This is a genomic window from Bacillus cereus group sp. BfR-BA-01316, from assembly GCF_022664195.1.
Lineage (GTDB): Bacteria > Bacillota > Bacilli > Bacillales > Bacillaceae_G > Bacillus_A.
Map to the genome: position 1 here is coordinate 98,353 of NZ_JAKUGX010000002.1, position 25,841 is coordinate 124,193.

The window sequence follows — 25,841 nt, forward strand, 5'->3', positions numbered from 1 at the left end:
AAATGCCCCCTAAATAGAATTCATCATTTGAAACATCGGCATAATCATCGCTAAGTACATCAAAATGACTATAACCCCAAGACATGTAAATAAAATGGGTTGAATCACAAACAACATACGTTTAATTTTTTGTTCTACCTTTTCAATAATGAGCTCACTGTAATCACCAAGCTCATTTGCTAAATTACCGTTTGCTTGTCCATGCGTAATGATATAAGAAAGTTCTTTCTCGTAATAACCGCTTTTATCAATAATAGATTGTAACGGTTCTCCTGCAATTAATTGCCGCTCAATTCGGGCTGCTTCATACTGAAAGAACGGATGATACTTTTGCTTCATCATTATTGTTAATGCTTCGTGTACCGACAATCCACCGTGTAATAAACCACTTAATTGAGCGGAAAAATAATGCGAATGCTTTAAAATAAGTAAGGTTTTCATAAGGGGAATACGGATCATAATCTTTACCTTTTGAGTAGGCGGAAGTTTTCGGAAATAAAAAATATATAAACTAAATCCCGTTATAACGATAAGAAAAATGATATAAATGAAGTAAGGTAATAATTTAATTGCAACTAAAATTTGCTCCGTAAGTGGTGATGCTGTAGAACGTAAAGAACTATACATCATTTCAAACTGAGGCAATAAAATGAGGTTAAAAACAGAAAGCATAATCATTAAAAAAAATGATAAAAACATAGGATATCGCATCACTTTCATCATATCTTTCCTATATTTATCTTTCTTGTAAAGAAGTACGCTCCCTTGTTGCAAAGCAAAAGAAATGTCACCGTGTCGCTCTGCATAAAACAAATAACTTAGCACCTCTGGATGAAACATTAATTGGTGAAAAGAAGCGTGCAAACTTTGTCCATTTTTCAATCCCTCGATCATACGCTGTAACTGTAATTTCTTCCCTAATGGTAGTTGAAACTGCAAAAATTCTAGTGCCTGCAAAAGTGAGTAACCTTTCTCTAATAAATCACTTAATCTTTTCCATAATGATACTTGATCACTTAAACTCTATTTTCCCTTAAACGTATACATCTTCTTCTAAAAAGCCTAAAGCATACCCTTTTCGCACCGACGATTCCAACGTTTCATAGTGATACGTAACATGTTCTCCACTTGCTTCTTTAATCGCTTGTTTTAATTCGTATCCATATAACAGTTCATAAATGCTCGCCTGCCTTACTTGCCTCATTGATTTACATAAAGTTGAACATTTCCCTCTGCAAAATGGACATTTTAATTCAACGAGTCGCTGAGCAGCTACAGCTAATAATGATTGTTCAATTTCTTGCCTTGTAATACCATAATCCATAAATCGTAGTATCGCTCCTTTCGCATCATTTGTATGCAAGGTTGTCATCACTAAATGTCCCGTCAGACTGGCTCTTACAGCTACTTTTGCTGTTTCTTCATCACGAATTTCGCCAACTAAAATAATATCTGGATCGTGACGCAAAATAGCCTTTAATCCCGTTTCATATGTGATACCAGCTTTTTCATTTATTTGAATTTGTAATAAACCGTCTTTTCTTCTCTCAACTGGATCTTCAAGTGTAACGATGCGACGTGTTTGCCATTTTCTAGCTACTTCTAATAACGCATACATTGTTGTTGTTTTTCCAGAACCAGTCGGCCCAGTAAATACGAGTAACCCATGCGGATGCTTTAAAAAAGAGAGTAATTTTTCCGCTGTACTTGGAAATAACGAAAGATGAGACAACGGCTGAACAGATGCTTGTAAATGGAGGCGAATAACTAGACTTTCTTGATATACTGTTGGAAGGGTTGAAAGGCGTAAATACACTTCTGATCCATCAATTTGCAAATATAATGAACCATTTTGAGGCTTTCTCCTCTCTCCTATATCCATTGATGCTAAAAACTTAAAGTGCGAAACAAGCTTTTCTCCAAATTCCTTTTCAATACACCGTTTCGTAATTAAATCTTTCCCTATACGTAATTGAATCGCCACATCCTTCTGCCTGGGCACAATATGTAAGTCTGATGCTTGCACCCTACAAGCTTCTTTCATAATCATATTTGCAAAAAGCTCGACACTATTCATCAAGTTTCCCTCCTCACTATGTATATATCATGAAAAAATGCACAAGAAAAATTAAGAATTTTGTATTTTCACTAAGAGAAAAAGGAAAAATATGTTTGTGAATTTATGAACAATTTCCGAACTATTGTCTGAAATTACCTATATAGAAGTTTATCTGTATTATAATGTTAATATCTTGGATAAAGTGATAAAGGTGGAGATCCTAATGGAACAAGCTTTAAAAATTACAGGTGTGTTATCTGACCCTACTCGTTATTACATTTATAAATATATTTCTCAAAAGCATAATTACGTAACTGTACAAGAAATTGCAGATGAGTTTAACATTCATCCAAACGTAGCGCGTTTACATTTATCTAAATTAGAAGATGTTAATATGCTCAAATCAGAAACAAAAAAAACTGGGAAAGGCGGCAGACCAAGCAGACTATACGTCTTGTCTCAAGATGTCATCCAGTTACAATTCCCATTTCGCGATTATCAATTATTAGCGCAGATAGCATTTAATTCACTGCTAAGCTTAGGTAGCGCTGGTGAAAAAGCGCTATATGAAACAGGGAAACAATTCGGCAAAGAATTAATGCAACAACATATGCATCGCTTAAATGTAAGTGCAGAAGCATTGACGATAGAACAAAAAATGCAAATCGCAAAAGAAGCATTCTCAACAGCTGGTTTATCTCCTGCTTTTGAAATAAGTACGGATGGCACAAAAATTTTCTATGATGTACACAATTGTCCGTTTAAAGAAGTTGCTGCACATCATCCGACTGAAATTTGTAATATGCACGGAGATATGATGAAAGGGATTTTTGAAATCCTATTCCCGAACGTGGAATTAACACGAAACGATAGTCTACTAGATGGATGCAAATCTTGTAACTATAAAGTTCAAATTTAGTTTTTCAACTAAGAAGAAGTCAATATTATAATTGGCTTCTTTCTTTTATGTGAATGAATATTTACAATAGTTAGAAAAATAAACTATAATGAAAAGAGGTTTTACTTTTTTTAGAAAAGGAGGGAGATGGCATGGAGCGCATGTTTCGCGTTCTCGGCTTTTGGACTGGAATTTTCTCGGTTATGTTTTACGTAGGGGATATGAATTCAGCAGCACTACTATTTTTAGGACAAACAGGTTTCTTCGTACTTTTAAGCTATTTAAAATTAACAGAGCGTATGTATATATACGTATTCGGGGCATATTTAACCGTTTTCTTCATCGGATTTACATGGTACACAACATTTTTACTTGTCCCTGGAGCTGGACATTAAAAGATGGCAATTTGCCATCTTTTTTTAAATTCCGCGATTTCCTAGTTGACTTATAGGTTTTGTTACCTTATATTCTATATAACACATTGGAATTAGGGGGAATTACCATGAATACACTGCTTGTCGGAATTAACGTTGCCGTCATGCTCATTTTAGTTGGCGTATTATATTATATGCAACGTAAGCATGTATCTTTTAATAAACGTGTATTTACTGCTTTAGGAGTCGGAATTATATTCGGTCTCACATTACAATTTATTTATGAGCCTACTTCTAAAGTAATTATCGAATCAAATAACTGGTTTAGTTTAATTGGTAACGGTTATGTAAAATTACTTCAAATGATTGTTATGCCACTTATTTTAGTATCTATTATTTCAGCATTTACAAAATTACAGTTAACGAAAAATCTTGGTAAAATCAGTGGTCTTATTATCGGAATTTTAATTCTTACTACAGGAATTGCCGCAGCTGTCGGTATAGCTGCAAGCGCAGGATTTGATGTATCAGCAACAGGTTTACAACAAGGTGATGCAGAATCTGCTCGTCTGAAGCTAGTTGAAGAAAGATTTACTTCTATCGAAAAGACAACAATTCCAGACAAATTATTAGAATTGTTGCCTACAAATCCGTTTCTTGATTTAACAGGCGCTCGGCCAACATCAACAATTTCTGTTGTAATATTTGCAGCCTTTATCGGTATCGCCTTTATCGGTGTAAAACGAAAATATCCAGAACAAGCAGAGCTATTTAAGAAGATGCTTGATGCTGTGTATGCAATCGTAATGCGCATGGTAACATTAATTTTACGTCTTACTCCATACGGCGTATTAGCTCTTATGGCAAAGACAGTTGCTGGTAGCGATATTAACGCTATTTTAAAACTTGGTAACTTCGTGTTAGCGTCTTACGTAGCACTTATCGTAATGTTCGTTATTCACTTATTATTAATTGCTCTATCTGGTTTAAATCCAATTCAATATTTGAAAAAGGTGTTCCCGGTATTAACATTTGCCTTCACTTCTCGCTCTAGCGCTGGTGCAATGCCATTAAACATTGAAGCTCAAAAAGAAAAACTTGGTATTTCCGAGGGTATCGCAAACTTTGCAGCTTCATTCGGGGTATCTATCGGTCAAAACGGTTGCGCAGGTATTTATCCAGCAATGCTTGCAATGATGGTCGCTCCAACTGTAGGAATTGATCCATTACAACCACAATTTATTTTAACTTTAATCGCTGTCGTTGCTATTAGCTCATTCGGTGTTGCCGGCGTTGGTGGCGGTGCAACATTCGCAGCGTTAATCGTACTATCTACAATGAACTTACCAATCGGCATTGTCGCTCTTGTTATATCGGTTGAGCCATTAATCGATATGGGCCGTACAGCTCTTAACGTAAGTGGTTCTATGACAGCTGGTCTTATTTCTAGTAAATGGCTTGGTGAATTAGATCAAGATACGTACAATCAAGACGATGTAAAAACTGGGGAAATTGCTTCATAATAAAAAAGGACGCTAACATAATAAACTGTTAGCGTCTTTTTCATTATATTCCATCTCTATACATCTTACTTTGAAAGTTATCACGCTAAGTATTCTTCTAGTTGCTCTTTTAACTCCAATGTAAACTCTTGTTCTTTATACTTCATTTCCGACTCCTTAAACATGGAAAAAGAGAATACAATAACATATTCTCTTTTTCTCAAATATATTTCATTATCTCAAAGCCCGTCCTTTTACAAATAACCATTTTGCTCGCACCATTTATGAAATTGTCCTACATCTACTCCAACTAACACGATATCCTTTAGCTCTACAGCAATACTTTGTTCCCCAATTACAATAGCAAAGTGGGTTTCTAATTGTTTTTCATTTTTCTTTACAGTTCCAATTCGGTTCCGATGCGGCCCATCTTTTATATATGCTTTTTGTCCTACAATATCAAAGTTCAAGATTCTCACCTCTTTTACTGCGCTCAAATTGGAAATACAATCTCCACCTCGGAAAATTTCCTTTCATTGCACTATTTCTCTATATATATGACGAAACAATAAAAGAGTCCTTCCTTCTTTACAATTATTTTTTCTTTGTTTCATTTTTATGATTGAAACGTAAAGTTTATAATAAAATACACTTGGAAGCGCTTTCTACGTAATTTTTTATGTTATAATATATAAGTAGAACTTCGTAAAGAGGGTTAAAAAATGAATACAAAAATGATTAAAAAAGTAATTGAAGCATTAAAAGTATATGGCTTTCAGGATGTATCATTCTGTGAAGAAACGAAGCAATTTTTATTTCATAACGAAACCGATATTATGAACGGCTATGCAGAAATAACATATAGTAGTCAATTCGAAAAATTCAACGTACAAATTCATCCAATTGAAACGCATCACCAAGCAGAGTTACAAGAGGTTGAAAGACATATACAAGCTTGCATACGAAAAGTAGAGTATTTAAATGCACTTCTTACTGGACAAACAAAGCTAGATGATAAAATTATTATTATGTAAAAAAAAAAGAACGTGAAGCTATCACGTTCTTTTTTTAAACACCCATCTTTTCTTTTAAATGCAAACCTGTTACAGACTCTAATACATCCATTGCTTCTCCAAACGTCATATCAAAAATTGTCTTCTCTTCTATATATGGGAACTGTCTAAAACGCTTTTCTAACATTTTCACTGCATCCGATGTGAAATTTGCGCTATCAATGCCAAATTCTGTTTCAAGAAGCACGATCCAATCTAACACATGAAAACCTAATCCATTTACGAATGAAATAAGTTTTTCTTCTGGCTGTGAAGATAAGAATACGTTTCGCTCCATCTCACTAAAAAGTTCTTCTCCTAAAATTCCTGCTAACTCATCATCATGTTCACGTTCAATAATCTCTTCATAACCGTAATCATCAACAAGCTCTTCTACTTCTTCACTATCCGCAAAAAGCAATTGACTAAGAATTGCATCTTTCTTAAATTCACTGTTTTGTACAACTTCTAAAAAACTTGTTTCCCATCCATTTTCTAATTTCATATGTATAACTCCTTTATATACTTTACTTATAATAACTGTGCCCAAAATAGACTAATGGTAACCTTCACTCTTTTTTGCAAGAAATATTTCTGGCTACATTCCCACGTCTAACATTCCACTTTATTCAATATATATGAGACAAGCCCCTCAATTTCTCCTTCAAAAACATCAACTTCTTGTAAATGGTAAAACGTAGTTTGCAATTCATTGTCCTTGTGATATATATAAATTTTCTTTTCTAAAGCAATTGCCATCCCTAACTCTGTATGACTTCCATTCCCACCCTCTAGTATGAGTAAGAAGACATCAGCTTCTCGTATCGCCTTTTGTTCTTCTTCACCAATCTTTTGCAATTGTTCTCTATTGGTTGCTCTTTCATTTTTCGTCCAATCATATGTATGCTGCCATCCCACTTCTTTCAACTGGCTTGAAACGAAACGTACAAGATGTTTATTTTGAAATCCCGAAGCAATATAAAACTTCATTTATATCCACTCCTTAAATATGTATGGGGAAACTCCTTTTTTAGCGTTAATGGGATTTTTTCAAAAAAAAACCCATCTTTAGAACTTATTTGCGTTTAAATGATGGGATGCTTCATGGTCTTCTTTTATTTTTTGCTTTTTATAACTTTCATCAGCTAACATTTCTAGTTCAGCTGTTATTTCTGATTTTTCAAGCTCTCGTTCTTGTGAAAATTTCCGTGAAATATAAACAATAACACTACCAACGTACAACACAAAGCATATAATAAGTGCAGTATTTTCATAGAGGCTTAGCTCCAACACAGTCACTCCTAATCCATTCGTATTTTCACGCTTAATCAATTGGAATTTCCCTATTAACCATTTGTTATTGTAACATAAAAATATCAATTCTTGGAATCTTTCATCCTATTAAAAAAGACATGATTGTATAATCATGCCTCTGAAATATGTTGAATGATAGTTTTAATCGCTTCTTTTCCATTATATTTTTTTAATGCTGTTTTATACGTCTCATTATTACTATATAGCTCTTCTATATGCTTTATAAGCGAGTTCACCGTTACATCCTCTTCATATAATACCGATGCATACCCTTGTCTTTCAAAAGATTCAGCATTTAAAATTTGATCTCCACGACTTGCAAATTTCGATAACGGAATTAAAACCATCGGCTTTTGCATTGTTAAAAATTCAAAAATCGCATTGGATCCCGCACGTGAAATAACAAAATCTGTTGCTGCTAATATATCCGGCAACTCTCCATGTACATATTCAAATTGTCTATATCCTTCTTTATTTTGTAAGGATTCATCAAGATTCCCTTTTCCGCAAAGATGCACAATTTGATAATTTTTCAGAAGATCTGGAAGTGCCGATCGAACAGTTTCATTAATTTTCTTTGCTCCTAAACTTCCTCCCATAACAGTAATAACTGATTTCTTACGGGAAAACCCTAGAAACTTTAAACCTTTTTCAAGATTTCCTCTTAGTACTTCTTCACGTACTGGTGATCCTGTATATAATACTTTCTCTTTCGGTAAGTGCTTCGCAGCTTCTTCAAATGTAACAAATATTTTCGAGGCAAAACGGAGCGCAATTTTATTTGCTAGTCCAGGTGTCATATCAGATTCATGTAGCAAAACTGGCACCCTGTTTAACCATCCTCCAATTACGACTGGTACAGATACGAAACCACCTTTGGAAAAAATAACATCCGGTTTTAGTTTACGAATTGTTACGTACGCATCCATAACACCCTTCATCACGAGAAAAGGATCTTTTATATTTTTTAAATCAAAATAACGACGTAGCTTTCCGCTTGCAATACTATGGTACGGAATTCCTTCTTTTTCTATAATCGTTTTCTCAATCCCTTGATGAGAACCAATATAAGAGATATCCCAGTTCTGCTTTTGTAAATGTGGAATAATTGCTAAATTAGGTGTTACATGTCCTGCCGAACCGCCACCTGTAAAGACTATTTTTTTCATACGTCTCCCCCTTCTACACTATAGTACACTAAAATATCTTGCCTCAGGGTGAGAAAATACCATAGCCGTTACAGATGCTTCTGGCTCCATCATAAATCCTTCTGTTAATGTAATACCTATTTCCTCTGGATGAATTAAGCGAAATAATTTTTCTTGGTCAGCAAGTTCTGGACAAGCTGGATAACCAAATGACACGCGTATTCCTCTATATTTCGTACGGAAACGTTCTTCCATCGTCAGTTCAGGTGAGTCTGGAATGCCCCAGCGGTCACGAATAAGCATATGTGTTTTTTCAGCAAGTCCTTCTGCTAATTCAAGAGTTAACGATTGAATGGCGTGACTGCGTAAATAATCACCCTTCGCCTTCCACTCTTCAGCAATGTCCCGAACCCCTTCCCCAACGGTAACAGATAAGAAAGCGACATAATCCATCTCATCTCCAATAGGGCGTATATAATCTCCTAAAGTACGGTATGGTGCTTTCCCTTGTCTCGGAAATTCAAATCGCTCTATGATACGTGTGTGATCTTCCGGGTCGTATATAATTATATTTTGTCCATCACTTTGCGCCGGGAAAAATTGATAAACCGCTTTTGGACGTAACCAAGATTGTCCTTCTTGTAATAATTCATCAATTAAATCATTTAGCTCATGCGCTCTTTTATCCCCTTCTTGCAGGAGTTTTTTTACGTTTCCTTTTAACCCAAGGTGGTGTCCAATTAACATTTGTCTATTTAAAAACGGTGCAAGATGAAGGGTAGGAATATCCCGTAATACAACTCGTTTCGTCGAATCTGGTATCATAACAGCTGCTTTTGGCAACGGCTCAATAACTGCTGGAATTTCTACTTTTTTCTCCTCTTGTTTCACAATATGAAGATGGCGTTCCTTTTTATCTTGCTTCATCTTTTCACGTTCTTCTTCTTTTTGTAATTTGTTAATAATATCAAGACCTGTCATTGCATCACTTGCATAGCATACGAGCCCTTTATAAGATGGAGAAATACGATTATCTGTAAATTTCCTCGTTAGTGCTGCACCACCTACAACAATTGGAATATCAATATTTGCCGCTTTTAAATCTTCGGCAGTCGTTACCATTTGTTGCGCTGATTTTACTAACAAACCAGAAAGACCAATAATATCAGGTTTCTTTTCTTGTACTTCTTGAACAATTCGATCCGAACGAACATTAATTCCTAAATTAATAATTTCATATCCGTTATTTGATAAAATAATTTCAACGAGGTTTTTCCCAATATCATGTACGTCACCTTTTACAGTCGCTAATAATACTTTCCCTTTTTTTGCACTATCACTAGATTCCATATGTGGCTCTAGATAACTTACGGCAGCTTTCATACTTTCAGCACTTTGCAATACTTCAGCAACGATAAGCTCATTACCATTAAATAATCGCCCCACCTCATCCATTCCTGTCATAAGTGGACCATTAATAATATCCAGAGGTTTTCGTCCTTCTGTAAGCGCGAGACTTAAATCTTCTTGTAGTCCTTGCTTCGTACCTTCTACAATATAGTTTGCCAGTCGTTCATCAAGCGTTAGCGTTTCTTGTGTAGCGACTTCTTTCTTTTTGGCAACACGATAAAAGTTTGTAAATTTTTCTAACGTCTCTTTCGTCGTTTCAAATAATAATGCATCCGCAAGACGTTTTTCTTCCTCTGGAATTGACGCATAGCGCTCTAATTTTTCCGTGTTAACAATCGCATAATCTAATCCTGCTTTCGTTGCATGGTATAGAAAGACAGAGTTTAATACTTCACGTCCAGCTGGTGGTAAACCAAAAGATATGTTACTCACACCTAGAATCGTTAAACATTCTGGTAACGCTTCTTTAATAAGACGAATTCCTTCTATAGTCGCTGCCGCTGAACCTATATATTCTTCATCACCTGTTCCTACAGGAAACACAAGCGCATCAAAAATAATATCAGATGGGCGTATACCATACTTCTTCGTTAGTAATTCATAGCTTCTTTTAGCAATCTCTATCTTTCTTTCTGTACTAACTGCCATACCATCTTCATCAATTGTCCCTACAACTATCGCAGCACCGTATTTCCGAAGAAGGGGGGTCACTTTTTCAAAACGTTCTTCTCCATCCTCTAAATTAATAGAATTGATAACACCTTTTCCTTGAATATAAGTAAGAGCTTTCGCCATAACATTTTCATCTGTTGAATCAATCATAATCGGTACTTTTAACACTTTCGTAACTTCTGCCAAGAATCTTTCCATATCTTCTATTTCATCACGATCAGGGTCTGCCATACAAATATCAATAATATGAGCATTTTTCTTCACTTGCGCTCTTGCCACTTCAGCAGCCTCTTCAAATTTCCCTTCTGCTACTAATCTTTTAAACTTACGCGAGCCAATTACATTCGTCCTTTCTCCAACAAATAAAGGCCTCATAGAATCATCGTATTGTAACGCTTCTAGCCCACTAATTCCATGTCCAACCCTTTCATGATGCTCACGAGGATTAATCGAGGCAAGCGCTAATTTCATTGCACTTATATGTTCTGGTGTTGTGCCACAACAACCACCAATAATATTAATCCATCCTTCTTCAGCAAAACGCTTCACTTTTTCAGCAAGTGACGCCGGAGATTCATGATAATGCCCATCTTCATCAGGAAGACCAGCATTTGGATAACAAGAAATATAACACTCCGATAAATCAGATAGAGAACGAATATGTTCCCTCATAAATTCCGGACCAGTAGCACAGTTTAATCCAACCGATAACGGCTTCATATGCTCTACCGATAAATAAAAGGCTTCGATCATTTGACCCGCTAACGTCGTTCCCATCGGTTCAATTGTTCCGGAAATCATAATGGGTACTATTTTGTTTAGTTCTTCAAACGCCGATTGAATTCCAAGGTAAGCAGCTTTCACATTACGCATATCTTGACTCGTCTCAACGAGCAATACATCAACTTCTCCTCTTAATAACCCTCTCACTTGCCTTGTATACGCTTCGATTAACTCTTCAAAAGTCACACCGCCTGTAACACTAATTGCTTTCGTTGTTGGTCCCATTGCTCCCGCAACATACACTTCTTTCCCGCTTTCTTTAACCGCTTGCTTCGCCAAAAACGCTGCCCTTTCGTTTAACTCTTCATCTAAATGAGACAATGCATAATCACTTAATACAATATTCGTCGCGCCAAATGTATTCGTTTCAATAATATCGGCGCCAGCCTCAATATAGGCTTTATGAATATTTAAAATAACGTCTGGTCTTGTTTTCACTAAATATTCATTACAACCTTCGTATTCTTCTCCTCCGAAATCTTCTGCCGTTAGATCTTCTTGCTGAATCATCGTTCCCATTGCACCATCTAATATTAAAATTTCATGTTGTAATCTCTCTTCTATTCGTTTCATCAATTAATACCTTCTTTCACTTCTTGCTTTTCTCTCACATATTTCACGAGATGTTCTGTAATTTCATATTTTAAAAACGGTGTAATAAGATAAATACCGTTAAAGTATTTCATCGCCGCATCGATCAATTCTTGTGAAATACGAATTCCTTCCTCTATGGCTGCCTCTTTCGTTTCATGTCCATCCATTCTTTGTCTTATCTCTTCAGGGAGAGTAATACCTGGCACTTCAAAATGAAGAAAATCTGCGTTCAGCTTACTTACTAACGGCATAATTCCAATAAAGATAGGTTCTTCCAAATGCTTTGTCGCTTCGTATACTTCTTTAATTAAAGCTACATCATAAATTGGCTGAGTTAAGAAATATTCTGCTCCAGCATCAATTTTTCGTTCCATTCGTTTTACCGCTGCTTTTAAATGCCTTACATGAGGATTGAATGCCCCTCCGACAGAAAATCTTGTTGCCGGACCAATTGATTTCCCTAAAATAGAGCGACCGTCGTTCATCTCTTTAATCATTTTAATTAGCTCTATAGATGACAAATCATATACAGAAGTTGCACCTGGAAAATCACCAACGCGCGCTGGATCACCAGTTAAAGCTAACACTTCCTCCATACCTAATGCTGATAATCCAAGTAAATGAGACTGCAGTCCAATGACGTTATGATCTCTACACGTTAAATGCGTCAATACCGGAATATCATGCTTCGTTAATAATGCACCCATAGCCATATTCGAAACGCGAGGAGATGCTAATGAATTATCTGCTAGAGTAATAGCATCCGCTCCAGCCCTTTTCAGTGCTCTTGCCCCTTCAAAAAATCGCTGCGTGTCTAAAGTTTTCGGTGGATCTAATTCCACTACAACTGTCGTTTGTTTCTTTGCCTTCTCTGCGAGAGTAACATGAGCTCTCGAACGCTTCTCATGTGTATGGACCACTGTAGGCCTTTGAATCGTCTCCTTTGCTATTACAGGTACAACATTTGCAATAGCACGTTTCATTCCTTCAATATGTTCCGGGGTAGTACCACAACAACCACCTAATAAACGAATACCTTGTTCAATAAATTTTGGTGTCATCTCTTCAAAATATGCTGGACTTCCCTCATATACGTAACGCCCCTCCACATAATTCGGAAGACCTGCATTCGGATATGCTGATAAATAGCCATTTTGAGGAATCGATATCATTTTGAAAGCTTCCGTCATATGAAGTGGCCCCAGTTGACAGTTCAATCCAACAACATTGGCACCGTAATCTAAAAGCTGTTTTAATATTTCATTGACATCATTCCCATTTTGAGTCGTACCTGCCTCATGTAACGCTAACTGAGCAACAATCGGAATATTCGTTTGTTTACGCAATACTTTAACGGCATGCAATAATTCAAATTCATCATAAAAAGTTTCTAATAGTAATCCATCAACCTGTTCTTCTAGTAAAGCACCTGCCTGCTCAAGTAACATAAATTCTCGCTCTATATCAGTCGTTGTAACAGCACCAATATGTTTCATACCTCCAATTGTCCCTAAAATTGCATTCCGCTCTGTTACCGATGCTTTCGCAATATTCACTGCCGCTTTATTAATTTGGACAACTTGATTTTCTAGACCATACATGCGGAGTTTCGCTTCATTCGCACCATACGTATTCGTTTGAATAACATCCGCTCCAGCAGCTACATATTGTTTATGGATCGATATAATTAAGTCCGGATCAGACAAATTCAATTCTTCAAAACTACTTTGTAAACCATGCGAATGTAATAAAGTTCCAACTGCTCCATCACCTATTACAATTCCTTTTGATAATAAATCTAGTAATTTCACGAATCTCCCTCATTTCTATCAATATAAAAACCCCCTCTTCACTTTGAAGAGGGGGACATAATTGTTCCTCCTCTTATTATGCAAAACACACGTTTTGCAGGTTTTAGCACCGTTTCAAACATTTAGTTTGCAGGTTGCCGGGTTTCACAGGGCCTTTCCCTCCACCGCTCTCAATAAGAGTTTGTCTTTATTATTTTATTTATGTAGCTAAAAGGAAATACGTTCCCCTTTTAACAATGTCTGTTAATTTTTTAATAAATTTAGCATGCACAAAAATAAAAGTCAATGACACTTGCGGAAAAATAAAAATAATTTAAAATAAAGTTGCAATTCAATTATCTTTTGTTGTAAAGTTAAAAACATAATAAAAATTTCATACGAACATTCTTATCTAGAGAGGTAGAGGGACTGGCCCTATGACGCCTCAGCAACCATTAACATTCATTCGTTAATAAGGTGCTAATTCCAGCAAATTGTGAAAGATTTGACAGATGAGAAGAAGACTCTATTCAAACCGAAAGCCTTCTTCTTAGAAGGCTTTTTTTATTTTAAATTCACTTAGTCGTTCACTTTAAAAAGGGGGAATTTTCACATGTCAACAATCGAAACAAAACTAGCACAAATCGGGAACCGTAGCGAAGCTACAACAGGAACTGTTAATCCACCTGTTTATTTCTCAACTGCTTATCGTCACGAAGGAATTGGTAAATCTACTGGCTTTGACTATTCAAGAACTGGAAATCCGACTCGCGGTCTTTTAGAACAGGCAATTGCAGATTTAGAAATCGGTGAGCAAGGGTATGCCTGTAGCTCAGGAATGGCGGCTGTCCTCCTTGTCCTTTCACTATTCCGTTCCGGAGATGAGCTTATCGTATCTGAAGACTTATACGGAGGAACATATCGTCTATTTTCCGAACATGAAGACAAGTGGAATATTCGATGTAGATACGTAGATACACAATCTATTAAACAAATTGAGCAAGCAATCACATCTCAAACGAAGGCTATTTTCATAGAAACACCGACTAATCCATTAATGCAAGTAACTGATATCGCCAATGTAGCAAGTGTAGCGAAAAGGCACGGACTACTTCTTATTGTAGATAACACGTTCTATACACCTTATATACAGCAACCATTAACAGAAGGTGCAAACATCGTCCTTCATAGCGCAACTAAATATTTAGGCGGGCATAACGATGTACTAAGCGGACTTGTCGTTGCGAAAGGGAAATCTCTTTGCGAGGAGCTTGCTCATTATCATAATGCCTCTGGTGCTGTCTTAAGCCCGTTTGATTCATGGCTATTAATTCGAGGCATGAAAACTTTAGCACTTCGCATGAAACAGCATGAAGAAAATGCTCATGCAATTGTTGCTTATTTAAATGATGAAGATGGTGTGACAGATGTATTTTATCCAGGAAGAGGTGGTATGATTTCATTTCGCCTTCAAGATGAAACTTGGATTAATCCTTTCTTACAATCTTTATCCTTAATTACATTTGCTGAAAGTCTTGGCGGCGTCGAAAGTTTAATGACTTATCCAGCAACGCAAACTCATGCCGATATTCCTGAAGAAGTTCGAACAGCACGTGGTGTGTGTAATCGTCTTCTCCGTTTTTCAGTCGGCATCGAAAATAGCAATGATTTAATTCAAGACTTAAAGCAAGCAATTAAAATTGTAAAAGAAGGTGTAAGAATATGAGTTATTCCATAGATACGCTTTTACTGCATAATCAATACAAGCATGACACACACACAGGAGCTGTTAACGTTCCCATCTATAACACATCAACATTTCATCAGTTTGATGTAGATGCTTTCGGAAAGTACGACTATAGTCGATCTGGAAATCCGACACGTGAAGCTCTTGAAGATATCATTGCTTTATTAGAAGGCGGGACAAAAGGATTCGCCTTTGCATCAGGTATTGCAGCAATTTCTACTGCATTTCTCCTTCTTTCACAAGGCGATCACGTACTCATTTCAGAAGACGTATATGGAGGCACTTACCGAATTATAACTGAAGTTCTCTCCCGTTACGGTGTTTCACATACATTTGTTGATATGACCAATTTAGAAGAAGTGAAGCAAAATATTAAATCGAATACAAAGCTCTTTTACATCGAAACACCTTCTAATCCGCTATTAAAAGTCACGAATATTCGTGCCGTTTGTGAATTAGCGAAATCAATTGATGCTCTTACTTTTGTAGATAATACATTTTTGACACCACTATTTCAAAAACCGCTTGATCTTGGCGCTGATGTCGTTCTTCATAGTGCAACAAAATTTATTGCTGGTCATAGCGATGTCACCGCCGGATTAGCTGTCGTAAAAGATGAAGAACTCGCTCAAAAGCTCGGCTTTCTACAAAATGCTTTTGGTGCTATTTTAGGACCTCAAGATTGTTCTCTCGTACTTCGCGGCATTAAAACATTGCATGTACGTCTCGAACATTCAGCTGCAGGTGCCAACAAAATCGCACATTTTTTACAGGAGCACTCTAAAGTTCAAAATGTCTATTACCCTGGATTTCAATCACATCTTGGCTATAGCATTCAACAATCTCAAGCGACATCCGCTGGAGCTGTCTTATCTTTTACTCTGCAGTCAGAAGATGCACTCCGCCAATTTTTATCGAAAGTAAAATTACCTGTTTTTGCAGTTAGTTTAGGAGCCGTCGAGTCAATTCTTTCCTATCCAGCTAAAATGTCACATGCGGCTTTATCACAAGAAGCTCGTGATGAAAGGGACATTTCGAATTCATTACTTCGCTTATCGGTCGGCCTTGAAAATGTTAACGATTTAATATCCGATTTTGAAAATGCTCTTTCTTATGTAGAAGAACCGGTAAATGCATAGAGAGAAAAGAAGATATGAAATTAAGTTTTCATATCTTCTTTTTATGCTGTCTAGCATATTCATTTTAATGTTTTTTCTTTTTGTATAGTTCATTAAAAAATAAAAGTATATCATCTATTTCCAAGTAATGGATTAATTGATATATTAAGAAATAAAAAAGGGGTAAAAATAATGGATACTTGTGCAGATATTTTAATCGTTATCGATTTACAAAATGGGGTATGTTATAGCGGAGAGCATTTATTTGATTTACAAAACTTGCTTACAAAAGTAAATAAAAGAATTTCTTCATACAGAAAATCAAATAAACCAATCATTTTTGTTCAACATTGTGATGATGATTTAGTACCCGAAAAAGAACCTTGGGATATTCATACCAATCTAGATGTTCAGGAACAAGATTTCTTTGTAAGAAAAACACATGCAAATTCATTTTATAAAACAAACTTAAAAGAGATTTTAGAAAAATTATCTGTACATCGCATTGAATTTTGCGGCGCCCAAACAGAATACTGTATGGATGCTACGATTAAATTTGCCCACGGACTAGGATACGAAAACTTCATGGTACAGAAAGCAACCTCTACTTTGAATAATTCATTTATGTCTGCAAAAGAGACAATTGATTTTTATGAGAATATATGGAACCACAGATTTTTAAAGTTGATAAAAGATGAACTCTAGAATAAATGACTAATGACTTGATTATTCTAAGATTTATCAGTTACATCCAAACATTTCTTTATCACCATAAAGAAGCTAATCATAATCAGCTTCTTTTCTTTTAACCTGTTATATATTCTATATATAACATTATAATTCCTTTGTCATATTATTTTAAAAATTTTGTATATTCATTTGAAAGAATAAGAAAATCATGATAAAATTGTGTTACGAATATATCTATATCTTTCAATTTTTGAAACGCATCAAAATTTTCACCCAAAAATGTCATTTTACAAAACTGTGCAAATTTATCTATTTTATTTACATCAGGGTCTCTTTTCTTACAATTTCTTTACTTTAGGACTTTTTTTCTGCAACAACTGTTTTCTTTTCTTTGATTTTTTGGTATGTATAGTATGGTATAACAGCTCACACGGAGGTGGAAAAGAACATGTTAGAAACCTTTCAAAAAGAAATAGAACTATATGAAAGCAATGCAGAATTATTGAAAGTGCTTGCTCATCCTGTTCGCTTATGTATTGTAAAGGGATTAATTGAACGTGGCCCAAGCAACGTTTCTACAATGTACACAGGCTTAAACATGCCACAATCTACAATTTCACAGCATTTAGCAAAGTTAAAAAGTGCTAAAATCGTTTCTAGTGAAAGAAAAGGATTGGAAATTTACTACAAAGTAGAAAACGAAACAATTATTCAACTCGTTCGCGTATTATTAGGTTAGGGACCTATAGACAGAGAAAAAGAGCGTATTCTATATTTTTCATCTCATATCTTTAATATAAATATATATCATGAGAGAAAATATATAATGCTACATAATTAAAAGTCGTATTAAAAAACAAGACACAGAAAATACTGTGTCTTGTTTTTTTCATATTGTTAAATATTGATTCAAAAGTAAATTCTTCATATCTTTCGTGTGTATAACAACATCGAAAGCATTACCTAATCCTCCGTTCAAAATCATAGAGCGAATAGCTCTATTTAGTTTTTGAGTTTCAGAAAAAGGGTTGGTATCTTGATGGCTAGCAAGCTGATCTAATATTCCTGCTGCTAACAAAAACTCTGATTGCTTCCTATGCCATATCGTATTAATTCCTTGTAGCTCAAAATTCATCTTCAACTCATCCCAATGAACATGCGTAGTAAGGTCCATTTCTCCTGGATATGCAAGAGGATTACGAATTAGCTTGTGCTTATAATATCCTCTTAAACTTCCTTCACGATGTGCAGGATGCATCCATTCTTCTTTTGTATATCCATAATCAACTGTAATACATATACCTTTCTGAAACCATTTCGCAATCTCTTCTATATACTCTTCCATTGCAATAGGCACTTCAAAACGCTGTCCCTCAGCAATATGAATGTTATATTTCAATAAGTAACGACCGACTCTTTTCTCTATCGGTCTAAATACTTCTGTAAGGTTTCCCTCATCTGTATACGTGATACGTACTTCATACAAAATTCCATTTCTTTTCTCAACTATCTCAACAGGAAATGCATCAAATAATTCATTCGAAAAAATAATTCCTTCGAAAGACTCTCCCATTTCAATATAAGATGTATAATACGACACATTATCAAATAAGCAAAGCCTCTCCTGTTGTAGCCTTCTATGAAAAGGGCTCACTTCAATAATTGAATAGTTTAAATTTACAAAGGTTTCCGGAGATAATTGTTTCCATTCTTGTAAAACATCATAGGCAAACTTTCCTGTTCCCCCACCAATCTCACAAATATTTGGAGAAACTTCTCCCTTTTCAACAAGCCGAATAAAAAACTTAGCAAAAGTCTTCGCAAATACAGAAGATACATTGCTACTCGTAAAAAAATCTCCCTGTCTTCCAATTTTTTCACGTTCTCTCATATAATACCCATGTTCCTCTGCATATAATACGAGGTTCATATACGTACTATATGAAATCGAATGATCCTTTTCTTTTCCCATCCATTCTCTTAAATTGAGCTCCATCCCCATAATGACTCCTTATTGTAAAAATGGATTATTTTCTTTTTCAAAACCAATGCTTGTTTCTGGACCGTGTCCACATAGCACCGCTGTTTCATCTGGTAATACAAATAATTTCTCTTCAATACTTCCAATTAATTCAGCAAAACTTCCACCAGGTAAATCCGTTCTTCCAATACTCATTTGGAACAATACATCTCCAGAAAATACAGCATTCGCTTCTTTACTGTAATAAGAAATACTTCCTGGAGAATGTCCTGGTGTCTCAAAAATTTCAAAACTAAAAGAACCGATCGTTAATGTACCCTCTTCGTCAATAATATGATCTGCTGGTTTTGCTGTAATACTGCGGTTCATCATAAAAATTTGCGAGCCATTCACAGTTGCATCGCCTAACCAATCCGCTTCTTCTTTATGTACGTATACAGGAATATGAAAAGCGTCTCTCACCGCATCAACAGCACCGATATGATCGAAATGAGCATGTGTTAATAAAACCGCAAGTGGTTTTAACTGTGCTTCTTGTAAATATGTAACAAGTTTTTCTCCTTCATGGCCAGGATCAAAGATAATACACTCATTTTGATCATTCGTTAAAATATAAGCATTTGTTTGTAATGGGCCTAACGGCATTTGTATCCATTTCATATGAAAATCTCCTCCAGTTATTTAATTTACTTTTAATGATACAACATTTCTTTCTCTTAGGAAAAGAAGGGGTGTTATCTCGACAATCATTTTTAAAACATGTACAATATAAAAGAGTAAATATTCTAAAAACTCATCCTGCGGAATGAGTAGACAGAGGAGGATATTGTATGGGCCTTGTTATTATTTTTACGCTAGTCACTCTGTTAGCTGTATTTGCTACGCTTAGAACACTTCGCGAAAAAAACTTATTCGCGGGCGGCTTTGCTATTGCAACCGTACTTGTTTTCGGATGGTTTACAATCATGACTGTTCTATATAATGGGTACCCACCAGCAGCTTAATCCATTTACATTTTTATTCTCCAACAAGATCTTGCATAAAAAGAGGAAGGGGGCCCCTTCCTCTTTTTATTATTCACAACTTATATCATCTTCGCCTCGTATTTGTGCTTTTTTACAAGCCACGCTCCTCCAATTACACCTGCATCATTACCAAGTATTGCAATTGCTAACTTTGTGCTCTTTACAGCACGAGAGAAAGCATATTGCTCGAAATAACGTTGAATTGGCTCTAATAGTGCATCTCCAGCTTTAGATACGCCACCACCAATTACGATTTTCTCTGGGTTCAACGTACTAGCAAGGTTCGCTACAGCTAATCCTAAATAAGAAGCTACTTTTTCCACTACTTCACCTGCTAGTTCGTCACCCTGTCCAAGCGCTTCAAACACATCTTTTGATGTAATAAGCCCTTCTTCTGCTAACATAGAACGTAAAATACTTTCTTTATCTGTCTCTTGTATTTTTTGCATAGCAACACGCACAATACCTGTTGCAGAGGCTACTGTTTCTAAGCAACCCGACTTCCCGCAATTACATGGAAAAGCGTTCTCTGTAACAACTGTAATATGTCCAATCTCACCAGCAGCACCGCTTATACCATGTACAATCTCACCATTGGCGATAACACCACCACCAACACCAGTGCCAAGTGTCATACAAATTAAATCTTTTGCTCCTTCACCAGCACCTTTCCACATTTCACCAAGCGCCGCTAAGTTTGCATCATTATCAATAACAACAGGTAATCCCGTTTCTACTTCTAGTAAATCTTTTAACGGATAGTTTTTCCATCCTAAATTAACCGCTTCATAAATCATTCCAGATGCCACATGTACTGGACCAGGAGCTCCCATACCAATACCAATTAGCTTGCTTTTTAATTCACCTAATTCTTCTAACTTTTTATCAATAGCTTTCGCTACATCAAGTGTAATATGTTTTCCTTGTTCATTTTTATTCGTAGGGATTTCCCACTTATGTAAAATTTCACCGTACACATTAATAAACGCTAATTTAATCGTTGTACCACCAAGGTCAACACCAACTAACCATTTCTCTTCCATGTTACGTACCTACCTTTATCTAATTCTTATTTATCTCTTTTTGAATTTCTTGCTTCAACAAAAATAAAGCTGTTTGATAGTCTTGTGGATCGATTAGCTGTGATTGATTTAATTCACGCAATTCATCTTGCATTAATTGTAAATCAGCGATTCGATCACCCGTATAAATAATCGTGCCAAATTTCTTTAGCAATTGCTGAATATCATAAATGGATATCATTTCATCACCCTCTATGCTCACTTACTATAAAAAAATTATAATAAGAAAACGTTCACATATTTTATTATAATCAAGAAGAAAAAGTCTCGTCAATTTTTATTTGTCTATACAAGCCCATTTATAACCATTGTTCCTTTTTCTGTAATAATTTTTTCTACATTTTTATCAAACGGCTCTACCGGAATATGTTTTACAATTTGAAAATCATAAGCTAATGACAGCGTTTTCCCTTTATAGTGCACGAGATAACGATCATAGTAGCCACCGCCATATCCAATCCGTTCTCCTCGCTGTGTATAAGCTACTCCTGGTACGACAAGAAGATCAATTTCACACGCATTCACTTCTTCCGTAAGCGCTGGAATCGGTTCACGTAAATTCATATATACTGTTTCTAATTGATTAAAATTACTAATTTGTCGGAAAGACATCGTTCTTGCCCCTTTATTACACTTCGGAACAACAATTTTCTTTCCTTCTTCCCAAGCTTTTTCGATAATAGGATATGTATTCACTTCATGCTCCATCGAGAGAGTGATTCCAATTGTTTTAGCTTCAACCCACTCTTTTTGTCCATACACCGAAACTGCAATTTGTTCCGATAAAGTTGTATACTGTTCTTCAGATAAAGAATTCATGTGTTCTATTATTTGTTTGCGTAAACGTATTTTCTCTTCTTTCACACACTTTTCCCCCTTGCAGTGACACTTTACTCTACGAAGATAGTGTATCACTTTTACGTAGGAATCGCATAAAAAAAAGAAACAGTAGGAAAATATTCCTACTGCTTACTTTGTTTCACGGTGTAACGTAGACTTCTTGTCACGCTTGCAATACTTTTTAAGCTCGATACGCTCAGCGTTGTTACGTTTATTTTTCTTTGAGATATAGTTACGATCTCCGCATTCTGTACATGCTAGAGTAATATTCACACGCATTCTTATTTCCCTCCAGTCACTAATAACTTAAATCAGACTATACTATAATACCACTTTTAAAATAAAAATTCTACACCTTTTGATATTGTCTAATTTTTTCTATAAGATTTTTCATGTTTTCCCTTGCTATTACTGGGTTTCTAGCATGTGAATACACCAAAATTTTTGGTTGTTTTGTATCAGAAACGATATAAGACCACTCTTTTTCTGTATATTTGAACTGTATCCCTTCAAATATACCTTCTTCTTTTCTTTCCATATCGGCCAATAATTTCCTCATTACTTTCCCTTTTTCCTTCCATGAACATACAACTTCATCATAAAGTAGATACAGTGGAGGTGATTGCTCTGCTATGCTAAGTAATGTTTTTCCTTGCAACGCTATTAATTCGAATAATTTTCCAATTCGATATAAAATATCTCGCTTCCATCTTAATTGAAAAGAGTTTTTTTCATTATGCATATAAAAGAGGAGATAACATTCCCCTAATTTCAAAGACATCGGGTAAACATTATCTGCTGATTCGAGTAATAAATCTGGAATATCTACTTCTTCAAAATCAGTTCCTTGGTAAATATTACTGTGAGTGTCATATAATTCGAAGCGATTTCCGTGTTCAGAAAACATAAGCGCCATATTTGCTTTACTCGATTTCATCAAAGCTTTCACATGATCTTTTTGTTCACTCGCATAAATCCATGTAACTGTGCATCCAAGCCTTTGTAGAAAGAGCATAAGTAAATGTTGTAACATATCATTTCTCTTATTAATAAGAAGATGAAACTTCTGTTTTTGTATCGTTTCAATATCAATACGCTCTAACACAGCTTCTACATAATTTTTTACAGAAACGTGAACTAGCTTATTTCGTCCCATTTCTTTCTCAGAAGCGTAATAAAACGACTCAGACATATATACTTGTTCTATCGCTTTTTGCTGCTTATACGTTAAAAACGAGCCCTCCTTACCATACAGTTGTATAACAATCCCTCTTTCGCTTTCCACTTGAACGAAAACTCCACCTGCACATTGCAAATTGTGAATGGCATACTGAAAAAGCGACTCATTCATTTCTTTACATTCCATCGTATGAATCCCGCTGCCATGAATGGCATGGAGGAATAAATTTTTAAAGGAAGTTGTTTCTATATTTTCCTGACTTCCAATCAATATACTCTCTCCTTTGGCAAAAAGAGATCCATAAGCCATTGCAACTTTCACAATAAATTGAGGAGTAATTTCAACATTACCCCTTCCTACAATCCGGCTTTTTTGTAACCATCCTGCACTCTTTTCACTCTCTTTAACACCGGCAGAACCCACTATCGAATGACTATCTATCTCCTTATATGGCCATATTTTTCCTTTTTGTTTAATTACTGTACTTTTCCCTATATGACAATGATCCGCTACAATACTTTTTTGAAAAAGTGTAACATCATCTTCGACCATTGTATGATCTCCTATTGTTGTTTCTAACAACTCACAATTTTTCCCTATATGAGAGTTTGCAAAAATGATGCTTTTTTGGAGATGAGAATAACTTGAAACGATACTATTTTTCCCGATAATAGAGTACGGTTCAATTACAGCCCCCGCACCAATCATTGCTCCTTCTCCAATAAAAGAAGGGCCATGAATTTTCGTCCCTTTTCCTATCGTTACGCCTTCTCCCATCCACACCATCGGTAATACTTCTGTATATGGAATAGGCACCTTCAATTTTTTCGTCAACAAATCGAATTGAGCTTGCCGATATTGATCAAGTGTACCAATATCTAGCCAATAGTCTTCTGATAAATATGCAAATAAAGCATTTTTATTTGCCAATAACGGAAACACATCATGACTGAAATCCGAAAATCCCATGGATGGTATGTAAGAAAAGATTTCTGGCTCCATTATATAAATACCTGTATTCACAATATTAGAAACTACCTCATTCCAGCTCGGCTTTTCTATATATCGTATAATTTCTTGTTCTTTATTCATTACAACTAAGCCAAATGAGAGTGGGTTTTCTACTTCTTTCACAAACATCGTTACCATCCTCTTCTTCTGTTCATGAAATGCAATTCCTTCTGATAATTGAAAGTCAGTTAATGCATCCCCACTAATAACAACAAATGTTTCATCTAAAAAACTTTCCGCTTGCTTAATACTCCCTGCTGTTCCAAGCGGAGGAGAATCTTCAAAATAATACAAGTTAACTCCCCACTTACTACCATCACCAAAGTATTGCTTAATGGCAGTACTCATATATTGAACTGTAATTGCAATTTCGCGAATACCATGCTGACGTAATAATTCAATATTATATTCAAGAACTGGTTTTTCTAACAATGGTAACATCGGTTTTGGAGTATTACATGTTAATGGTCTAAGGCGTCTCCCTTTTCCTCCAGCTAAAATAACCCCCTTCATATACTTCAGCCTCCACTTATATAATGTTCAAGAACTCCGTATATCATTTATCCCACATTAACTGCAGTAAAAGTCCGGTTTGGTATGATCTAACAATCAGTGAGAGACAACCCCACTAATTAAAGCCTCACTTTATGAATAAATGTACCTTTTAACTCCCAACAAAAAAGAAAGCGTTTACCAATAACTTGGTAAAATAATTAATAAGACGTAACTAACACATATGTACTTATTTTCCCATTAATTATGATACATCTTATCATCATAGACTAAAGGAAACAACGAGCTTTTTTTGTCATGTTTTGACTAAAAAAAGCAGGTGATTTCTCATCACCTACTTTTCCCCCTACTCATTCAATAAATAATGCTTTCCTTTCACTAAATAAAATACATTCTCGGCAATATTTGTAACATGGTCTGCTACACGCTCAATATATCTTGCAACAAAGGATAGTTGTGTAATTTGTGTAATCGCTTCTGGTTGTCCAGGGATAGAGGAAATAAATTCACGAATCGCCTTCCCATAAATTTCATCAACTGAATCATCCATTTCAGCAATTTGTTTAGCAAAAGTTAAATTTTCTTGCTCATATGCTTCTAATGCTAAATTTAACATCTTATGAGCAATCTCAAACATTTCCTCAAGATTATGCAAGCTAACAACCACTTCTTTTTCACCAAGACGAATTGTTGATTTCGCAATATTAACAGCATGGTCTGCAATACGTTCTAAATCTGTCGCTGTTTTAATTGAAATGAAAATTCTTCTTAAATCACTTGCTACAGGCTGCTGCTTTGTAATAAGCATAAGCGCAAGGTCATTTATTTCCTCTTCTAAATTATCCATGCGATAATCCCCATCAATGACTTCTAACGCTTTCTCTACATCCCTGTGGTGAAGACCTACCATAGCAATCAATAAAGCTTCCCTTGCTAACTCACCAAGCTCGATCACCTTTTGCTGTAACGTTTTTAAATCACATTGAAACTGTTCTCTTACCATCGTTTCTTCCCCCTCAATATTATGTGCCATTATATATAAATCCCCTATCCAGCCT

General features: G+C 35.6%; 25 protein-coding genes, 1 pseudogene and 2 riboswitches. Of the genes and pseudogenes, 9 read left to right on the forward strand and 17 right to left on the reverse strand.

The window, feature by feature from the left end:
• Window positions 1–9 precede the first annotated feature (9 nt).
• Both comGB and comGA read right to left on the reverse strand, forming a co-directional pair.
• Window positions 10–1,023, reverse strand: a pseudogene (gene comGB, locus MR071_RS02210) (competence type IV pilus assembly protein ComGB); the annotation flags it as partial.
• A 10-nt stretch (window positions 1,024–1,033) separates the two neighbouring features.
• Window positions 1,034–2,077: a competence type IV pilus ATPase ComGA gene (comGA, locus tag MR071_RS02215; RefSeq protein WP_242234743.1), complete on the reverse strand. Its 1,044-nt coding sequence runs from the start codon at window positions 2,075–2,077 to the stop codon at window positions 1,034–1,036.
• A gap of 205 nt (window positions 2,078–2,282) precedes the next feature.
• On the opposite strand from comGA, the gene MR071_RS02220 reads away from it, so the two are divergent.
• From MR071_RS02220 to MR071_RS02230, 3 genes are all read left to right on the forward strand, one after another.
• Entirely contained in the window at window positions 2,283–2,978 is a 696-nt protein-coding gene (locus MR071_RS02220) for a helix-turn-helix transcriptional regulator (RefSeq protein WP_105584507.1), read from the forward strand.
• A 131-nt stretch (window positions 2,979–3,109) separates the two neighbouring features.
• The gene (locus tag MR071_RS02225; protein ID WP_105584506.1) at window positions 3,110–3,352 is read left to right on the forward strand and encodes a DUF2626 domain-containing protein; all 243 of its coding nucleotides are present in this window, start codon (window positions 3,110–3,112) and stop codon (window positions 3,350–3,352) included.
• 107 nt (window positions 3,353–3,459) lie between these two features.
• Window positions 3,460–4,854 (forward strand): L-cystine transporter, encoded by a 1,395-nt coding sequence (locus MR071_RS02230; protein ID WP_242234745.1) that lies wholly within the window; start codon window positions 3,460–3,462, stop codon window positions 4,852–4,854.
• 233 nt (window positions 4,855–5,087) lie between these two features.
• Here the strand turns inward: MR071_RS02230 and MR071_RS02235 are convergent, their stop codons facing one another.
• On the reverse strand, window positions 5,088–5,303 hold the full coding sequence (locus MR071_RS02235; RefSeq protein ID WP_002111839.1) for a DUF3912 family protein: 216 nt from the start codon (window positions 5,301–5,303) through the stop codon (window positions 5,088–5,090).
• Window positions 5,304–5,555: 252 nt separating this feature from the next.
• Here MR071_RS02235 and MR071_RS02240 point away from each other — a divergent pair, with 252 nt between their 5' ends.
• Complete coding sequence (locus MR071_RS02240; protein ID WP_105584504.1) at window positions 5,556–5,867, forward strand: hypothetical protein; 312 nt, start codon at window positions 5,556–5,558, stop codon at window positions 5,865–5,867.
• A gap of 34 nt (window positions 5,868–5,901) precedes the next feature.
• Here the strand turns inward: MR071_RS02240 and MR071_RS02245 are convergent, their stop codons facing one another.
• The 6 genes from MR071_RS02245 to MR071_RS02270 form a co-directional block, all read right to left on the reverse strand.
• Entirely contained in the window at window positions 5,902–6,390 is a 489-nt protein-coding gene (locus tag MR071_RS02245; RefSeq protein ID WP_142395750.1) for a hypothetical protein, read from the reverse strand.
• Between the two features lie 107 nt (window positions 6,391–6,497).
• Window positions 6,498–6,875 (reverse strand): nucleoside 2-deoxyribosyltransferase, encoded by a 378-nt coding sequence (locus MR071_RS02250; RefSeq protein WP_105584502.1) that lies wholly within the window; start codon window positions 6,873–6,875, stop codon window positions 6,498–6,500.
• Window positions 6,876–6,953: 78 nt separating this feature from the next.
• Window positions 6,954–7,214: a DUF3966 domain-containing protein gene (locus tag MR071_RS02255; RefSeq protein ID WP_000817964.1), complete on the reverse strand. Its 261-nt coding sequence runs from the start codon at window positions 7,212–7,214 to the stop codon at window positions 6,954–6,956.
• Window positions 7,215–7,309: 95 nt separating this feature from the next.
• Entirely contained in the window at window positions 7,310–8,368 is a 1,059-nt protein-coding gene (locus tag MR071_RS02260; RefSeq protein ID WP_105584501.1) for an undecaprenyldiphospho-muramoylpentapeptide beta-N-acetylglucosaminyltransferase, read from the reverse strand.
• A gap of 18 nt (window positions 8,369–8,386) precedes the next feature.
• Window positions 8,387–11,785, reverse strand: a complete 3,399-nt coding sequence (metH, locus tag MR071_RS02265; RefSeq protein ID WP_242234747.1) for a methionine synthase — start codon at window positions 11,783–11,785, stop codon at window positions 8,387–8,389.
• Window positions 11,785–13,617 (reverse strand): bifunctional homocysteine S-methyltransferase/methylenetetrahydrofolate reductase, encoded by a 1,833-nt coding sequence (locus tag MR071_RS02270; RefSeq protein ID WP_242234748.1) that lies wholly within the window; start codon window positions 13,615–13,617, stop codon window positions 11,785–11,787. The genes metH and MR071_RS02270 overlap by 1 nt, the downstream gene beginning before the upstream one ends.
• A 70-nt stretch (window positions 13,618–13,687) precedes the next feature.
• Window positions 13,688–13,797, reverse strand: a riboswitch (SAM riboswitch).
• A gap of 204 nt (window positions 13,798–14,001) precedes the next feature.
• Window positions 14,002–14,115, forward strand: a riboswitch (SAM riboswitch).
• A 94-nt stretch (window positions 14,116–14,209) separates the two neighbouring features.
• Here MR071_RS02270 and metI point away from each other — a divergent pair.
• The 4 genes from metI to MR071_RS02290 all read left to right on the forward strand — a co-directional run bounded on the left by metI (window position 14,210) and on the right by MR071_RS02290 (window position 17,890).
• A complete protein-coding gene (gene metI, locus MR071_RS02275) occupies window positions 14,210–15,322 on the forward strand; it encodes a cystathionine gamma-synthase/O-acetylhomoserine thiolyase (RefSeq protein ID WP_105584498.1) in 1,113 nt (370 codons plus the stop codon).
• A complete protein-coding gene (gene metC / locus MR071_RS02280) occupies window positions 15,319–16,482 on the forward strand; it encodes a cystathionine beta-lyase (protein WP_242234750.1) in 1,164 nt (387 codons plus the stop codon). The genes metI and metC overlap by 4 nt, the downstream gene beginning before the upstream one ends.
• A 171-nt stretch (window positions 16,483–16,653) precedes the next feature.
• Window positions 16,654–17,166, forward strand: a complete 513-nt coding sequence (locus tag MR071_RS02285) for a cysteine hydrolase family protein (RefSeq protein ID WP_105584496.1) — start codon at window positions 16,654–16,656, stop codon at window positions 17,164–17,166.
• A 433-nt stretch (window positions 17,167–17,599) separates the two neighbouring features.
• Window positions 17,600–17,890, forward strand: a complete 291-nt coding sequence (locus tag MR071_RS02290; RefSeq protein WP_000894375.1) for an ArsR/SmtB family transcription factor — start codon at window positions 17,600–17,602, stop codon at window positions 17,888–17,890.
• A 150-nt stretch (window positions 17,891–18,040) separates the two neighbouring features.
• On the opposite strand, the gene MR071_RS02295 is transcribed toward MR071_RS02290, so the two are convergent.
• Together MR071_RS02295 and MR071_RS02300 are read right to left on the reverse strand one after the other, a co-directional pair.
• Complete coding sequence (locus MR071_RS02295; protein WP_105584495.1) at window positions 18,041–19,153, reverse strand: class I SAM-dependent methyltransferase; 1,113 nt, start codon at window positions 19,151–19,153, stop codon at window positions 18,041–18,043.
• Window positions 19,154–19,162: 9 nt separating this feature from the next.
• Window positions 19,163–19,792: an MBL fold metallo-hydrolase gene (locus tag MR071_RS02300; protein WP_002015137.1), complete on the reverse strand. Its 630-nt coding sequence runs from the start codon at window positions 19,790–19,792 to the stop codon at window positions 19,163–19,165.
• 170 nt (window positions 19,793–19,962) lie between these two features.
• Between MR071_RS02300 and MR071_RS02305 the strand changes: the two genes are divergently transcribed.
• On the forward strand, window positions 19,963–20,136 hold the full coding sequence (locus MR071_RS02305; protein ID WP_002111850.1) for a DUF2759 domain-containing protein: 174 nt from the start codon (window positions 19,963–19,965) through the stop codon (window positions 20,134–20,136).
• Window positions 20,137–20,216: 80 nt separating this feature from the next.
• Here MR071_RS02305 and glcK read toward each other — a convergent pair whose 3' ends face one another.
• From glcK to phoU, 6 genes are all read right to left on the reverse strand, one after another.
• The gene (gene glcK / locus MR071_RS02310; protein ID WP_105584494.1) at window positions 20,217–21,200 is read right to left on the reverse strand and encodes a glucokinase; all 984 of its coding nucleotides are present in this window, start codon (window positions 21,198–21,200) and stop codon (window positions 20,217–20,219) included.
• A 19-nt stretch (window positions 21,201–21,219) separates the two neighbouring features.
• Entirely contained in the window at window positions 21,220–21,420 is a 201-nt protein-coding gene (locus MR071_RS02315) for a YqgQ family protein (RefSeq protein ID WP_002173470.1), read from the reverse strand.
• Between the two features lie 104 nt (window positions 21,421–21,524).
• On the reverse strand, window positions 21,525–22,103 hold the full coding sequence (locus tag MR071_RS02320) for a 5-formyltetrahydrofolate cyclo-ligase (RefSeq protein WP_105584493.1): 579 nt from the start codon (window positions 22,101–22,103) through the stop codon (window positions 21,525–21,527).
• A 105-nt stretch (window positions 22,104–22,208) separates the two neighbouring features.
• Window positions 22,209–22,358 (reverse strand): 50S ribosomal protein L33, encoded by a 150-nt coding sequence (gene rpmG / locus MR071_RS02325; protein ID WP_001265616.1) that lies wholly within the window; start codon window positions 22,356–22,358, stop codon window positions 22,209–22,211.
• A 70-nt stretch (window positions 22,359–22,428) separates the two neighbouring features.
• The gene (locus MR071_RS02330; RefSeq protein ID WP_242234752.1) at window positions 22,429–24,783 is read right to left on the reverse strand and encodes a sugar phosphate nucleotidyltransferase; all 2,355 of its coding nucleotides are present in this window, start codon (window positions 24,781–24,783) and stop codon (window positions 22,429–22,431) included.
• Window positions 24,784–25,129: 346 nt separating this feature from the next.
• Window positions 25,130–25,786, reverse strand: coding sequence for a phosphate signaling complex protein PhoU (phoU, locus tag MR071_RS02335; protein WP_105584762.1), 657 nt, complete (start codon window positions 25,784–25,786; stop codon window positions 25,130–25,132).
• Window positions 25,787–25,841: the final 55 nt, after the last annotated feature.

Coding starts and splice junctions, on each gene's coding strand:
- comGA (WP_242234743.1), bottom strand. CDS start 2,077: ATGAATAGTGTCGAGCTTTTTGCAAATATGATTATGAAAGAAGCTTGT.
- metC (WP_242234750.1), top strand. CDS start 15,319: ATGAGTTATTCCATAGATACGCTTTTACTGCATAATCAATACAAGCAT.
- MR071_RS02305 (WP_002111850.1), top strand. CDS start 19,963: ATGGGCCTTGTTATTATTTTTACGCTAGTCACTCTGTTAGCTGTATTT.
- rpmG (WP_001265616.1), bottom strand. CDS start 22,358: ATGCGTGTGAATATTACTCTAGCATGTACAGAATGCGGAGATCGTAAC.
- MR071_RS02315 (WP_002173470.1), bottom strand. CDS start 21,420: ATGATATCCATTTATGATATTCAGCAATTGCTAAAGAAATTTGGCACG.
- metH (WP_242234747.1), bottom strand. CDS start 11,785: ATGAAACGAATAGAAGAGAGATTACAACATGAAATTTTAATATTAGAT.
- phoU (WP_105584762.1), bottom strand. CDS start 25,786: ATGGTAAGAGAACAGTTTCAATGTGATTTAAAAACGTTACAGCAAAAG.
- MR071_RS02220 (WP_105584507.1), top strand. CDS start 2,283: ATGGAACAAGCTTTAAAAATTACAGGTGTGTTATCTGACCCTACTCGT.
- MR071_RS02225 (WP_105584506.1), top strand. CDS start 3,110: ATGGAGCGCATGTTTCGCGTTCTCGGCTTTTGGACTGGAATTTTCTCG.
- MR071_RS02290 (WP_000894375.1), top strand. CDS start 17,600: ATGTTAGAAACCTTTCAAAAAGAAATAGAACTATATGAAAGCAATGCA.
- MR071_RS02285 (WP_105584496.1), top strand. CDS start 16,654: ATGGATACTTGTGCAGATATTTTAATCGTTATCGATTTACAAAATGGG.
- MR071_RS02245 (WP_142395750.1), bottom strand. CDS start 6,390: ATGAAATTAGAAAATGGATGGGAAACAAGTTTTTTAGAAGTTGTACAA.
- glcK (WP_105584494.1), bottom strand. CDS start 21,200: ATGGAAGAGAAATGGTTAGTTGGTGTTGACCTTGGTGGTACAACGATT.
- MR071_RS02260 (WP_105584501.1), bottom strand. CDS start 8,368: ATGAAAAAAATAGTCTTTACAGGTGGCGGTTCGGCAGGACATGTAACA.
- MR071_RS02330 (WP_242234752.1), bottom strand. CDS start 24,783: ATGAAGGGGGTTATTTTAGCTGGAGGAAAAGGGAGACGCCTTAGACCA.
- MR071_RS02295 (WP_105584495.1), bottom strand. CDS start 19,153: ATGGGGATGGAGCTCAATTTAAGAGAATGGATGGGAAAAGAAAAGGAT.
- metI (WP_105584498.1), top strand. CDS start 14,210: ATGTCAACAATCGAAACAAAACTAGCACAAATCGGGAACCGTAGCGAA.
- MR071_RS02300 (WP_002015137.1), bottom strand. CDS start 19,792: ATGAAATGGATACAAATGCCGTTAGGCCCATTACAAACAAATGCTTAT.
- MR071_RS02250 (WP_105584502.1), bottom strand. CDS start 6,875: ATGAAGTTTTATATTGCTTCGGGATTTCAAAATAAACATCTTGTACGT.
- MR071_RS02240 (WP_105584504.1), top strand. CDS start 5,556: ATGAATACAAAAATGATTAAAAAAGTAATTGAAGCATTAAAAGTATAT.
- MR071_RS02230 (WP_242234745.1), top strand. CDS start 3,460: ATGAATACACTGCTTGTCGGAATTAACGTTGCCGTCATGCTCATTTTA.